Origin of the sequence: Methylobacterium brachiatum (genome assembly GCF_900113845.1) — a bacterium.
GTDB lineage: Bacteria > Pseudomonadota > Alphaproteobacteria > Rhizobiales > Beijerinckiaceae > Methylobacterium > Methylobacterium brachiatum.
Map to the genome: position 1 here is coordinate 20,252 of NZ_FOQW01000031.1, position 12,836 is coordinate 33,087.

At 70.6% G+C, this 12,836-nt stretch carries 11 protein-coding genes and 1 pseudogene; 9 read left to right on the forward strand and 3 right to left on the reverse strand.

Features of this window, described 5'->3' with window-relative positions; translation table 11 throughout:
- Positions 1–38: 38 nt before the first annotated feature.
- Positions 39–583, reverse strand: a pseudogene (locus BMZ47_RS26560) (MDR/zinc-dependent alcohol dehydrogenase-like family protein); the annotation flags it as partial.
- 157 nt (positions 584–740) lie between these two features.
- On the opposite strand from BMZ47_RS26560, the gene BMZ47_RS26565 reads away from it, so the two are divergent.
- Positions 741–2,912, forward strand: a complete 2,172-nt coding sequence (locus tag BMZ47_RS26565; RefSeq protein ID WP_091865275.1) for an FUSC family protein — start codon at positions 741–743, stop codon at positions 2,910–2,912.
- 40 nt (positions 2,913–2,952) lie between these two features.
- Here the strand turns inward: BMZ47_RS26565 and BMZ47_RS26570 are convergent, their stop codons facing one another.
- A complete protein-coding gene (locus tag BMZ47_RS26570) occupies positions 2,953–3,183 on the reverse strand; it encodes a hypothetical protein (RefSeq protein WP_091865277.1) in 231 nt (76 codons plus the stop codon).
- A 402-nt stretch (positions 3,184–3,585) separates the two neighbouring features.
- On the opposite strand from BMZ47_RS26570, the gene BMZ47_RS26575 reads away from it, so the two are divergent.
- The 7 genes from BMZ47_RS26575 to BMZ47_RS26605 all read left to right on the forward strand — a co-directional run bounded on the left by BMZ47_RS26575 (position 3,586) and on the right by BMZ47_RS26605 (position 9,335).
- The gene (locus tag BMZ47_RS26575) at positions 3,586–4,605 is read left to right on the forward strand and encodes a serine hydrolase domain-containing protein (RefSeq protein WP_091865279.1); all 1,020 of its coding nucleotides are present in this window, start codon (positions 3,586–3,588) and stop codon (positions 4,603–4,605) included.
- A 165-nt stretch (positions 4,606–4,770) separates the two neighbouring features.
- Positions 4,771–5,379, forward strand: a complete 609-nt coding sequence (gene pth, locus BMZ47_RS26580) for an aminoacyl-tRNA hydrolase (protein ID WP_091865281.1) — start codon at positions 4,771–4,773, stop codon at positions 5,377–5,379.
- A gap of 41 nt (positions 5,380–5,420) precedes the next feature.
- The gene (locus tag BMZ47_RS26585) at positions 5,421–5,651 is read left to right on the forward strand and encodes a hypothetical protein (protein WP_091865283.1); all 231 of its coding nucleotides are present in this window, start codon (positions 5,421–5,423) and stop codon (positions 5,649–5,651) included.
- A complete protein-coding gene (locus tag BMZ47_RS26590; RefSeq protein ID WP_091865285.1) occupies positions 5,611–6,108 on the forward strand; it encodes a PIN domain-containing protein in 498 nt (165 codons plus the stop codon). Before BMZ47_RS26585 ends, BMZ47_RS26590 begins: the two co-directional genes overlap by 41 nt.
- A gap of 8 nt (positions 6,109–6,116) precedes the next feature.
- Complete coding sequence (gene ychF, locus BMZ47_RS26595; protein ID WP_007559194.1) at positions 6,117–7,214, forward strand: redox-regulated ATPase YchF; 1,098 nt, start codon at positions 6,117–6,119, stop codon at positions 7,212–7,214.
- Positions 7,215–7,241: 27 nt separating this feature from the next.
- Entirely contained in the window at positions 7,242–8,231 is a 990-nt protein-coding gene (locus BMZ47_RS26600) for a MaoC/PaaZ C-terminal domain-containing protein (protein ID WP_091865287.1), read from the forward strand.
- Between the two features lie 60 nt (positions 8,232–8,291).
- Positions 8,292–9,335: an aldo/keto reductase gene (locus BMZ47_RS26605; protein ID WP_091865289.1), complete on the forward strand. Its 1,044-nt coding sequence runs from the start codon at positions 8,292–8,294 to the stop codon at positions 9,333–9,335.
- A gap of 6 nt (positions 9,336–9,341) precedes the next feature.
- On the opposite strand, the gene mtnA is transcribed toward BMZ47_RS26605, so the two are convergent.
- The gene (gene mtnA, locus BMZ47_RS26610) at positions 9,342–10,442 is read right to left on the reverse strand and encodes an S-methyl-5-thioribose-1-phosphate isomerase (RefSeq protein WP_091865292.1); all 1,101 of its coding nucleotides are present in this window, start codon (positions 10,440–10,442) and stop codon (positions 9,342–9,344) included.
- A 160-nt stretch (positions 10,443–10,602) separates the two neighbouring features.
- On the opposite strand from mtnA, the gene BMZ47_RS26615 reads away from it, so the two are divergent.
- Positions 10,603–12,836 (forward strand): DNA translocase FtsK (locus tag BMZ47_RS26615; RefSeq protein WP_091865294.1); only part of this gene is annotated, 2,234 nt, incomplete at its 3' end.

Here is a 12,836-nt window from a genome sequence, read left to right on the forward strand (position 1 = left end):
GCGCACGCCATGTAACTCACCGCGCTGCCGGGCGACGATCAAGGCACGGGAACAGCCGCGCCCTGCAGGGCTCTTGATCGGTGCGCCGCGATGGCCTCGTTCGTCCGAGCCAGTGAGAGTGAGTAGGTATGCGTGTGGGTTACGATACCGGCCTGCGGGACGACCTTGAAGAAGCTGCGGGCGTCCTCACGGGTCAGGTTCGCCACCGAGAGCATCGAACGCTCTCCCCAGAACAGATCGTAGGGAAAGGCCGGGATGTCGCTCATGCGGATGCTGCCACAGACCACGCGGCTACCCTTGCGCTCCCCGCAAGGGCGGCAGGCACAAGCCTCCCATCCGGGGCGAAGGTGAGGGCAGCGTCCAGCGCTTCCGTGCCGAGCGAACGGGCGAAGCGTTGGGCTTCGTGGTCGCCTAGCCGGGTGAAGGCGGTCGCTCGCCGCCCCTGCCAACCGCAGACCTGGGCGATAATGTGGGCGGCCGCCCCCAAGCCTTAGAGCCCGACGGTCCCGGCCTCGCCGGCCATCCGCAGGGCGCACCAAGCGATCAGCCAAGCGCATAGAAGCGGCGCTGTCGCGACCGGATCGAGGCTTGCCCGAGGGTCAAGCGTCTGGCCCTTCGGGGCCGGGTTCGTCGCCGCCGGCACCGTCCGTGCCCGGGCGGGGTTGCGCCGCGGGAGGGATCCGGACAGGGCGGGGCGCGGTTCATGCCGGGGCGCCGCGCGCCCGAACAGGAGTCCGAGGTTGGCAGGCCCGAATCCCTCCGCATCGCCCCCCGGGCGCGCCCCGCGCCGCCGGGCCGCCGGCCGGGGCAGCCTGGCTCGGCCCGGGGCGGATTTGCGGCGCCTGCCGACCGGCCTGGACCTGCGCAACGTCCGGCTGGTCGAGGGCGTGCGCGCCGCCTTCGCGTTCGGCGTCGTCATCCTGATCAACATCTGGGTGCAGTGGCCGCCGCTGCTCACCATGGCGCTGGCCGCCAACCTCGCCTGCTTCTGCGACACGGGCGGGCCGATGCGGGTGCGCCTGCGGGTGCTGACCGCGTTCTCCCTGCTCGGCGGCCTGCTCTGGGCGGGGGTCGGCCTGCTGCAGCCCATGGGGCTTCCGGTCGTGGTGCCGGTCGCCTGCGCGCTGATCTTCGCCTGCTCGTATGCCCGGGTCTGGAGCGTGCAGGCGCAAGCGGCCGGGAACGTGCTGGTGGTCGTGCTGTGCATCGCCCTCGACCGGCCGCTCACCCTGGAGCAGGCCGGGATCGTGGCGCTGATGTTCGCGGCGGGCGGGCTCTGGGCGACGCTGCTCGCCCTGGTGATCTGGCGCCTGCACCCGTACCGGCCGGCGCACCGGGCGGTGGCCGAGGTCTGGCACGGCCTGGCGCGGCTCTGCGGCGATCTCGAGCGGCTCGTCGCCCTGGGCGAGCCCGATGCGGCCGCCTTCGATGGGCATGCGCGGGGCCACCGGCGGGGCGTGCGCGCCAGCATCGAGACGGCCCGGACCATGATCCTCGACCTCGCCCGCTCGCGCGAGCGCGTCTCCGAGCGCACCGCCCAGGCGTTGCTGCGCCTGGAGAGCGCCGAGCAGATCTTCTCCGCGCTGATCGCGGTGGCGGAGCTGATCGAGAGCCGGCCCGCGCCGAGCCGGCGGGCCCTGACCAAGACCTTCCTGCGGCGGCTGCGCCCGCTGCTCGTCACCATCGCCCGGGCGATCCGCGACGATGCCAGCCTCGATCTCGGCCGGCTCGAACACTCCATCGCCCGGGCCGCGGAGGGCCTGGCGGAGGATGCCACCCTGGCGCGGCTGGCGGAGCGGATCGTCGGGCGGGTGCGGATCGGCGCCAAGCTCTCGACGCCCGAGGGCTACCGGCCGGGCGGCACCCTCACGGACGGGCGCAGCCTCGACCGCTGGACCCGCTACGTCGAGCCGCTGGCGCAGAACTTCACCCTCGCCTCGCCGAATCTCCGGCACGCCCTGCGGGCCACCGCGGTCTCGGCGCCGGCGCTCGCCGCCACGCTGACCTATGCCGGCGCGTTCACCCACTGGCTGGTGATGACCGTGGTGCTGACCATGCAGCCGTTCTACGCCGCGACCTGGCAGCGGGCGCTGGAGCGGATCGGCGGCACGGTGCTGGGCGGCCTCGCGGGGGCGGTGCTGGCCTATTACGCCACGACCCCGCTGGTCGAGGCCGGGCTGATCCTCGTGCTCAGCGTGGTCGGCTTCGCGGCGCGCCAGATCTCCTACGGCTTCTTCGTCACCTGCCTGACCCCGCTGGTGGTGCTGCTGGTCGAGCTGCTGGAGCCCGGCCACAGCTCCTGGGAGATCGTCGGCATGCGCGCCGGCTTCACGGTGCTGGGCGGCCTGATCGCGGTGGCGAGCTGCCTGGTTCTGTGGCCGATCTGGGAGCCGGACCAGGTCCGGCAGGAATTGCGGCGGGCGCTCAAGGCCCATGCCGACTTCGCCGAGGCGGTGCTGCGTGCCGCCCCCGGGGAGGCGCGCGAGGCCGCGATCTCGGCCCGCGCCCGGGCGGCGGGCCTGGCCCTCAACGATCTGGAGGCGGCCCTGTCCCGGGCCCTGCAGCAGCCCCGGGCGGGCGGCCACCCGGAGGTGGAAGCCGCCATGGTGGCGGACGCGACCCTGCGCCGGATCAGCGCCCGGCTCACGGTGCTGCGTCACGCTCCCGAGGCCGCCGCCCCGGAGGCGCAAGGCTGGCGAAGCTGGATCGCCGCCACCCTGGCCGCGCTCGGGCAAGACCGGCCGCTCCCCGAGCGGCCCGATCTCGACCGAGGCCAGTCCCTGGCCCGTCTGGTGAGCCAGGTCGACCTGCTGACCGGGACGCTGCGCCCGGGCGAGCTGCGCGCGATCGACGTCGCCGGACCGCAGGGTGAGACCGCCGGGCGCGACGGTCGGGCCGTTCCGGCGACCTGACGGGCAGCGGGCCCCGGGGCGATCCGGGACCCGCGCCGCCTCAGTACCGCGGCAGGGCGTTGGCCGGGCCACCGGCATGCGGGCCGGCATAGCGGTAGGCAGAGGCCTGCGCCGGCCGGGTCCGATCCTGCTGCAGGACGCCGGCATTCCCGGCCCAGCCTGAATAGGCCGAGGCCGGATAGGGCGAATGCTTCGAGTCCAGCCCCTGCGCGAGGGCCGGCGAGGCAGCGGCGGCAAACAGGGCGGCGGCGGCGAGCATGCGCATGGTCATGAGGATCTCCTATTGTCTGCGTCTGACTTCGACGGGAAGTCATCCGGTCAACCGTGTCGAGTGAGGAAGATCGTCGGTCCGGCGGTCTTGATCGCTCCGGCTTTGCTTGGCCGAATGTGACCTCTCAACCGAGATCCTCTGCCGGCGGTTCGACCGATGCCGTGCGCTGGCGCACGAGAGGGATCGGATCCGTTCGGAATGCTGGGCTCGGGCTGGATTGATCAGCCCAAACTTTCCAGGGCCGACCAGCGGGCGGGATGCAGAAGCATCGCTGATTTTTGCCCGACCCGCTGTTAGGCTCTCAAATGGCCGGCGATGCTGTCCGATGACGATCCAACGCGGCGCCCAATCAATCGGGCAACATCCCACAAAAGCAAATATTTAAATATTTATAGATCGACCATGATCAAAACTCGGATACGAAAACTTGCCTTTATCGCCGGCCTGCTCGTGTCCCCGATGGCCTCGCAGAACGCAGCCGCACAGGCATGGACGTCCCAAGAGCCTCAGCCCTCCGGATGGCGGAGCGACACGCTGCGCGCGCTCGCCACCGAACTTCACAACGAGGCCGTCACGGCGTTCCTGATCGTTCAACATGGCGGCATCGTCGCCGCTTGGGGCGACACGTCGCGCAAGGTCAACGTCGCGTCGATCCGTAAAAGCCTGCTGAGCGCCCTGTATGGCAGGCTCATCGCGGGCGGACAGATCCGACTGACGCAGACGCTCGCCGAACTCGGCATCGACGACGAACCAGCGCTGACCGTTGCCGAACAACGCGCGACGGTGCGGGATCTCCTGATGTCGCGGTCCGGCGTCTATCACGCGGCCGCGTATGAAACCGGCGATATGCGCCGCAAACGCCCCCTGCGCGTCAGCCACGCTCCCGGGACGTTCTGGTACTACAACAACTGGGACTTCAACGTCCTCGGCTCGATCTACCGGAAGGCGGCCGGCGAGACCATTTTCGACGGCTTCGCCAAGCGCATCGCCGTTCCCATCGGGATGGAGGATTTCGCCGCCTCGGATGGGCGCTATGTCGGCGCCCCGACGTCCCGGCACCCGGCGTATCGGTTCGATCTCACGGCCCGCGACCTGGCGCGTTTCGGCCAGCTCATCCTCGACGGTGGCCGATGGAAGGGCAGGCCCATCGTACCCGCATCATGGGTCAAGGATTCGACGAGCCTCCAGGCGAACACCGATCATAACCCGCTGGGCTACGGCTATCTGTGGTGGATCCTCCCGGCCGACCGGTTCGGTGCGGGCGCAGCGCTGGCATCCGGCTATGGCGGGCAGAAGCTCGCGATCGTACCGGCCAAACATCTCGTCGTGGTGCAGTTGGTCGAGAAGCGGGACGGCCCCCACCGGGATCGAACCGCCGAATTCCTCGACCGGTTGAGCCGCCTGATGGCCGCGGCTCCGTAGCGATCACGCGCTTGCGCGCCGCGCGCACGGGCCGGCGCCCGCAACCCATCTCGCCGTCATCGCCCCCGATGCTGCAGCGATCGAGGATGCGTCGCGCGAGGAAGCGTGCCACAGACCGCCCCGAAAGGGATGCCCCATGACCGGAAGCGCGCCAGGGACTCTGCCATGCGGTTGATCGTCGGCCTCGGAAACCCCGGTTCGCGCTACGCGAACAACCGGCACAATATCGGCTTCCTGGCCGTCGACGCGATCGCCCGCCAGCACCGGGCGAGCCCGTTCCGGCACCGGTTCCAGGGCGAGGCCGCCGAGGTGGTGCTGGGCACCGAGCGGGCGATCCTGCTCAAGCCCTCGACCTTCATGAACGAGTCCGGGCGCTCGGTCTCGGAGGCGCAGCGCTTCTACAAGATCCCGCTCGGCGACGTGATCGTGCTGCACGACGAGCTCGACCTCGCCCCGGCCAGGCTCCGGGTGAAGCTGGGCGGCGGCAATGCCGGGCATAACGGCCTGCGCTCGATCACCGCCCAATGCGGCAACGACTATCGCCGGGTGCGGCTCGGCATCGGCCATCCCGGCGACAAGGCGCTGGTGCATTCCTACGTGCTCAACGATTTCGGCAAGGCCGAGCTGCCCTGGGTCGAGGATCTCTGCCACGCGGTCGCCGACCACGTCGCCCTGCTGGCGGCGGGCGAGGATGCGAGCTTCCAGAACAAGGTCCACCTCGCCATGGCCGGCCGGGGCTGGGACGAGGTGAAGACGCTCGGCGCGAAAAATTGACACGAAAACACGGGAACACGATATAGCCGGCAGAGGCTGCGATGAAGAACGTCACCGTGACGATGGACGAGGATCTGCTGCGCCGCGCCCGCGTGGCGGCGGCGCACGAGGGCAAGAGCCTGTCGCGCTTCGTCGCCGAGACGGTGGAGCAGCGCGTCGGCCGCCCCATCTCGCAGAGCGAGGCCCTCGCGCAGTTCCTGGCCGGACCGCCGCTTCACGTCCTCGACGAGAATGGGCGCGCGCCGTCGCGCGACCAGCTCTACGATGAGTGAGCAGAGACCCGGGGCCCCGCGCGTCTTCATCGATTCGAACGTCCTCCTCTATGCCCGGGATGACCGCTTCCCCGAGAAGCAGGAGCGAGCCCGGCTCTGGCTGGCGACGCTGTCGGCGCGAAACACCGCCGTGGTCAGCCCGCAAGTTCTCGGCGAGATTCACAACGCCCTTCTGCGGGGCCGGATTCGCGTCGCGGCCGACGAGGTGCGGCGGACGACCCTGGCGATCGAAACATGGTCGCACGGCGCGACGGACCTTGAGCTCATTGCGAGCGCATGGTCTCTGCGCGCTCAGACCGGCTTCCAGTGGTGGGACTGCGTCATCCTCGGCTCTGCGATCCGGGCGGGATGTCGCTACCTCCTCTCGGAGGATTTTCAACACGGCCGCGAGGTCGAGGGCATTACGATCGTGGACCCATTCCAGGCAGGTCCTGAAACGATCATGGCGGACCATTAGGACGGATCATGGGCTTCAAATGCGGCATCGTCGGCCTGCCGAACGTCGGCAAGTCGACCCTGTTCAACGCGCTGACGCAGACGGCGGCCGCCCAGGCGGCGAACTACCCGTTCTGCACCATCGAGCCGAATGTCGGCGAGGTGGCGGTGCCGGATCCGCGCCTGGACGACCTCGTCCGGATCGCGAGTTCGAAGGAAAAGATCCCGACGCGGCTGACCTTCGTGGACATTGCCGGGCTGGTGCGCGGCGCCTCCAAGGGCGAGGGCCTGGGCAACCAGTTCCTGGCCAACATCCGTGAGGTCGACGCCATCGCCCACGTGGTGCGGTGCTTCACCGACGGCGACGTCACCCATGTCGAGGGCAAGGTCGATCCGGCGGCCGATATCGAGACCATCGAGACCGAGTTGATGCTGGCCGATCTCGACAGCCTGGAGCGCCGGGCCGTCGCCCTGGAGAAGAAGGCCAAGGGCGCCGACAAGGAGGCCAAGGAGACCCTCGACCTCGTCAACCGCGCCCTGCCGCTGCTGCGCGAGGGCAAGCCGGCCCGCCTCGTCGAGCGCAAGCCGGACGAGGAGAAGCTTTTCCAGTCCCTCGGCCTGATGACCGCCAAGCCGGTCCTCTACGTCTGCAACGTCGACGAGGGCGACGCCGACAAGGGCAACGCCTATTCGGATTCGGTGTTCGCCCGGGCCAAGGCCGAGGGCGCCGTGGCGGTGGTGGTCTCGGCCAAGATCGAGAGCGAGATCGCCGTGATGCCGGAGGCCGACCAGGCCGAGTTCCTGGAGGCGGTGGGGCTGACCGAGCCCGGCCTCAACCGGGTGATCCGCGCCGGCTACGATCTCCTCGGCCTCGTGACCTACTTCACGGTCGGCCCCAAGGAGGCCCGGGCCTGGACGATCACCAAGGGCACCCGCGCGCCCGGCGCCGCCGGGGTGATCCACTCGGATTTCGAGAAGGGCTTCATCCGCGCCGAGACCATCGCGTTCAAGGACTACACCACGCTGGGCGGTGAATCCGGCGCCCGGGATGCCGGCAAGCTGCGGCTCGAGGGCAAGGACTACGTGGTGCAGGACGGCGACGTGCTGCATTTCCGCTTCGCCAACTGAGCCCCTGACCCACCCGACGAGGCTGCCATGCCGGACCCCGCGGTCGAGGATTTTTCCGTCGGCGACGTGATCGTCGGCGAGCCCCTGACGGTCGGCCGCGACGACATCGTCGGCTTCGCGCGGGCCTTCGACTTCCAGCCGTTCCACCTCGACGAGGCGGCCGCGGAGGGGACCTTCGCGGGACGGCTGATCGCGTCGGGCTGGCACACGGCGGCGCTGGGGATGCGGCTGCTTCAGAAGGGGCCGTTCCGCGGCGGCTCCTCGCTCGGCGCGCCGGGGATCGACGAGCTGCGCTGGCTGGCGCCGGTCCTGCCCGGGGACGCCCTGACGCTGACCTTCCGGGTCGTGGGGATGCGGGATTCGGCCTCGAAGCCGGGGCTCGGCTTCGCGACCGCGGAACTCGCCCTCGGCAACCAGCGCGGCGAGACGGTGCTGACCCAGCGCTTCACCTTCATGCTGGCCCGGCGCGGCACCGATCCCCTGCCGCCGCGCCCGGTGGAAATCGGCGAGCCGGGGCCCGTGACCGAGCCGGAGGATGCCGAGATCCTGCCGTTCCTGCGCGACGCCGAGATCGGGATGGTCCGCGACCTCGGCGCCTACCCGTTCAGCGCCGCGGCGATCGTGGCCTTCGCCGAGGCCTACGACCCGCAGGCCTTCCATCTCGACCAGGCCGCGGCCAGCCGCAGCCATTTCGGCGGCCTCTGCGCCTCCGGCTGGCACACCGCCGCCGCCTACATGAACCGGCTGCTCACCACCCGCGCCCGCGACGCCGCCTACACGGCCACCTGCGGCCCCGTCCCGGAAGCCGGCCCCTCCCCGGGCTTCAAAAATATGCGCTGGCTCAAGCCGGTCTATGCGGGCGACACGGTCCGGTTCAGCACGAAGCTCACCGACAAGCGCACCTCCGCCTCCCGCCCCGGCTGGGGCCTGGCGTTTGCCCGCAACACCGGCGTGAACCAGCGCGGCGAGCCGGTCTTCGCCTTCGACAGCGCCGTGTTCCATCGCTGGGAGCCGTGAGGCGCAGCGGTTCCCGCCCCCGTGCGTTGTCGCGACGGACACGGACGGGATCCCGCGCACATGTATCAGAAGAAGCTCGGCAACACGGGACTGTTCGTCTCGGAACTCTGCCTCGGCACGATGACCTTCGGCGGCGGCGGCGGGATGTGGCGCCAGATCGGTGCCCTCGACCAAGCGGAAGCCGGGCGTCTCGTCGGGCGGGCCCTCGATGCCGGTATCAACTTTCTCGATACGGCCGACGTCTACGCGGAAGGTCTCTCTGAAGAGATCACCGGCCAGGCCCTGCGCGACCTCAGGGTCTCGCGCGACAGCGTTGTCGTCGCCACCAAGGGCTACGGGCCCATGGGATCGGGCGCCAATGCCCGCGGCGCCTCGCGCCTGCACATGATCGACGCCTGCAAGGCGAGCCTGAAGCGGCTGCAGCTCGACCATATCGACCTTTATCAGGTCCACGGCTTCGATCCGGCGACCCCGATCGAGGAGACGATGCAGGCCCTCGACATCCTCGTGCAGCACGGCCACGTCCGCTATGTCGGCGTCTCGAACTGGGCGGCGTGGCAGATCGTCAAAGCGCTCGGGATCAGCGAGCGGGCCGGGCTCGCCCGCTTCGAGACGCTGCAGGCCTACTATTCCATCGCGGGCCGCGACCTCGAGCGGGAGATTGTCCCGATGCTGCGCTCCGAGAACCTCGGTCTGCTGATCTGGAGCCCTCTGGCGGGCGGCCTGCTGAGCGGCAAGTATTCCGGCGGAACGGGAGAGGGCCGGCGCGCGAGCTTCGATTTCCCGCCGGTCGACCGGCCCCGTGCGGATTCCTGCATCGACGCGATGCGGGTCGTCGCGGAGGTTCGGGGCGTCTCGGTGGCGCAAGTGGCGCTCGCCTGGCTCCTGCACCGCAAGGCGGTGACCAGCGTGATCGTCGGCGCCAAGCGCCTCGATCAGCTCGAGGACAACATCGCCGCGACCAAGCTCCAGCTCACCGCGGAAGAGCTCGATCGCCTCGACGCGGTGAGCGCGCTGCCGGCCGAGTATCCGGGCTGGATGTTCGAGCGCCAGAACGCCCGGGCTCAGCAGCTCGCCGAGTCCGGCCGGCCCGGCGCGCGATGAGGCGGCTCACGCCGCCTTCCGGCGCTCCGGATACAGCCCGTAGAGCCCCTCTTCGCTCGCCTCGCAGATGCCGCGCTCGGTGATGATCCCGGTCACGAGGCGGGCCGGGGTCACGTCGAAGGCCGGGTTGGCCACCGGGCTGCCGGGGGAGACCACCTCGATCGTGGCGAAGCCGCCATCGGCCAGCCGGCCGGTCATGTGGGTGACCTCGCGGCCGTCGCGCTCCTCGATCGGAATCTCCCGCACGCCGTCGTGCAGCGTCCAGTCGATCGTCGAGAACGGCAGGGCCGCGTAGAACGGCACGCGGTTGTCGTGGGCGGCGAGCGCCTTCAGGTAGGTGCCGATCTTGTTGCAGACGTCGCCCGACGCCGTGGTCCGGTCCGAGCCGACGATGCACAGGTCGACCCCGCCATGCTGCATCAGGTGGCCGCCGGCATTGTCGGCGATCACCGTGTGCGGCACGCCGTGGCCGTGGAGCTCGAAGGCGGTGAGCGCCGCGCCCTGGCTGCGCGGCCGGGTCTCGTCCACCAGCACGTGGACCGGCACGCCGCGCTCGTGGGCGGCGTAGATCGGCGCCAGGGCGGTGCCCCAATCCACCGTGGCGAGCCAGCCGGCGTTGCAATGGGTCAGCACCGTGACCGGCCGCCCGCCGTTCGCCGCGTGCAGGTCGGCGATGATCTGGCCGCCATGGGCGCCGATGGAGCGGCAGCTCGCCACATCCTCCTCGGCGATGCGGCCGGCCTCCGCGAAGGCGCGGGCGAAGCGCTCGGCCGGCTGGATCTGCCGCAGGTTGCCGGCGACCCGATCGAGCGCCCAGCGCAGGTTGATCGCCGTCGGGCGGGTCGCGGCGAGCGCCGCCACCGCCCGGTCGATCCCCTCCATCGAGGGATCGGCCCGCATGGCGAGCGCCAGCCCGTAGGCCGCGGTGACGCCGATCAGCGGCGCGCCGCGCACGATCATGGTGCGGATCGCCAAAGCCGCATCGTCGAGCGTGGCGAGCCGCTTCAGCTCGAACGCGAAGGGCAGGCGCGTCTGGTCGATCACCTGGACGCTGACGCCGTCCGGGTCCGGGAAGATCGTGCGATAGGGCGTGCCGTCGATATGCATGGCCGGTTCTGTGCCATAGCGAGGCGGTTTTTGCACCACCCCGCGCCGGATCCCGCGCGATCCTGAGGGCACGGGGTCAGGCTTCCTCAACCTTAGCAGGTCGTTAAGGCCGGCATGACTAGCCTCGGGCGAGAGAGTCCCCGTTCGCGTCCGGTCCCGCATGCGCTCGCTTCGCCGTCCCGCGTCGCCCTACGACACTTACGTCGACAGCGTTCGCCCCTTCCTGGGCAAGCGCCTGACGGAGCTCGGAGGGTTCGTGCTGTTCACCGGGGCGGTCGCCCTGACCGTCGCCCTGGCCACGTGGTCGATCGACGACCCGAGCCTCAACCACGCCACCGACCATCCGGCCCACAACGTGCTCGGCCAGCCGGGCGCCGTCGTGGCCGACCTCGCCATGCAGATCCTGGGGCTCGGCGCCCTCGCCTTCGTGCTGCCCCCCGTCCTCTGGGGCGTGCGGCTGATGCGCGAGCGCGACCTGCCGCAGGGAGGCATGCGCCTGGCGCTCTGGATCATCGGCTTCTGCGCGGCGAGCGCCGTGGCGAGCGCCCTGCCCCCCACGGCCCGCTGGCCGCTCCCGACCGGGCTCGGCGGCGTGGCCGGCGACGGCCTGCTGTCGATGGCCCGGGTGATCGTCGGGGCGGTGTCCTCGGCGGCGGCTCATCTTGTCGGCTTCGTCTACGCCGCGGTGGCGATCCTCAGCCTCACCGGCGCCTGCCGGTTCGGGACCGTTGAGGAGGACTCCTTCCACGACGAGCCCTATCCCGCCCGGCATCCGGCCCTGCGGGGTCGCGACGAGCGCGAGGACGCGGACGAGCCGAGCCTCGGCCTCGTGGGCATCGGCGCCCTCGCCCAGGGCCTGATGCGGATGCGCTTCGCCCTGGCGCGACGGATCGAGACCTGGCGGACCGGCCGGGTCGAGCCTTTCGACAGCGCCTCGCCGGCGCTCGCGGCGCGCCGCGCCTTCACGGATGCGGACCTGCCCTGGGCCGAGCACCTGCAGGAGGCGCCGCAGGCGGGTCCGGAGCGGCGCGAGCCGGTCTTCGAGGCGCACGACGAGCCGGTCGCGGCGCCCGCCCGCCGGGTCGCCCTGCCGCCGGACGACGACGAGCCGGACGCGTTCGAGGCCCCTGCCCGGCCGGCGGCACCGCGCGCGCCGGAGCCGACCGCCTCGCGGGTCGCCCCGCCGGCCGCCGCGCCGGTCCCGGCCCGCCGGGCGCCCGCGCCGCAGATGCGGCCCGAGGATTACGCCCTGCCGGCCCTCGACCTGCTGGCCGCCCCGCGCGGTCCCTCGCCGGCGAGCCTGGTCTCGGCCGATGCCCTGGAGCAGAACGCGACCCTGCTCGAGGCGACGCTGGGCGATTTCGGCGTGCGCGGCGACATCCTGGCCGTGCGCCCCGGCCCGGTCGTGACCCTCTACGAGCTCGAGCCCGCGCCCGGCACCAAGTCCAGCCGCGTGATCGCGCTGGCCGACGATATCGCCCGCTCGATGTCGGCGGTCTCGGCCCGCGTGGCGGTCGTCCCCGGCCGCAACGCCATCGGCATCGAGTTGCCCAACGCCAAGCGCGAGACGGTGTTTCTGCGTGAGCTCCTGGCCTCCACGGATTTCGCCGAGAGCAAGCACAAGCTCGCTTTGTGCCTCGGCAAGAATATCGGCGGCGAGCCGATCATCGCCGACCTCGCCCGCATGCCGCACCTGCTGGTCGCCGGCACCACCGGCTCGGGCAAGTCGGTGGCGATCAATACCATGATCCTGTCGCTGCTTTACCGTCTGAAGCCGGAAGAGTGCCGGCTGATCATGGTCGATCCCAAGATGCTGGAGCTGTCCGTCTATGACGGCATCCCGCACCTGCTCTCCCCGGTCGTGACCGACCCGAAGAAGGCGGTGATCGCCCTCAAATGGGCCGTGCGCGAGATGGAGGAGCGCTACAAGAAGATGTCCAAGATCGCCGTCCGAAACATCGACGGCTACAACGCCCGCATCAAGGAGGCCCCCGACCGCGGCGAGGTCATCACCCGCACCGTCCAGACCGGCTTCAACCGCCAGACCGGCGAGGCGATCTACGAGCACGAGGCGATGGACCTCGCCCCCCTCCCCTACATCGTGATCGTGGTCGACGAGATGGCCGACCTGATGATGGTGGCCGGCAAGGACATCGAGGGCGCGATCCAGCGTCTCGCCCAGATGGCGCGTGCGGCCGGCATCCACCTGATCATGGCCACCCAACGCCCGTCGGTGGACGTGATCACCGGCACGATCAAGGCGAACTTCCCGACCCGGATCTCCTTCCAGGTCACCAGCAAGATCGACTCGCGCACGATCCTGGGCGAGATGGGCGCCGAGCAGCTGCTCGGTCAGGGCGACATGCTGTTCATGGCCGGCGGCGGGCGCACGAC

Excerpts from the sequence above, each read along its gene's own strand:
- BMZ47_RS26570 (WP_091865277.1), bottom strand. The coding sequence starts at position 3,183 with ATGACCATGCGCATGCTCGCCGCCGCCGCCCTGTTTGCCGCCGCTGCC.
- BMZ47_RS26575 (WP_091865279.1), top strand. The coding sequence starts at position 3,586 with ATGATCAAAACTCGGATACGAAAACTTGCCTTTATCGCCGGCCTGCTC.
- pth (WP_091865281.1), top strand. The coding sequence starts at position 4,771 with ATGCGGTTGATCGTCGGCCTCGGAAACCCCGGTTCGCGCTACGCGAAC.
- BMZ47_RS26585 (WP_091865283.1), top strand. The coding sequence starts at position 5,421 with ATGAAGAACGTCACCGTGACGATGGACGAGGATCTGCTGCGCCGCGCC.
- BMZ47_RS26590 (WP_091865285.1), top strand. The coding sequence starts at position 5,611 with ATGGGCGCGCGCCGTCGCGCGACCAGCTCTACGATGAGTGAGCAGAGA.
- ychF (WP_007559194.1), top strand. The coding sequence starts at position 6,117 with ATGGGCTTCAAATGCGGCATCGTCGGCCTGCCGAACGTCGGCAAGTCG.
- BMZ47_RS26600 (WP_091865287.1), top strand. The coding sequence starts at position 7,242 with ATGCCGGACCCCGCGGTCGAGGATTTTTCCGTCGGCGACGTGATCGTC.
- BMZ47_RS26605 (WP_091865289.1), top strand. The coding sequence starts at position 8,292 with ATGTATCAGAAGAAGCTCGGCAACACGGGACTGTTCGTCTCGGAACTC.
- mtnA (WP_091865292.1), bottom strand. The coding sequence starts at position 10,442 with ATGCATATCGACGGCACGCCCTATCGCACGATCTTCCCGGACCCGGAC.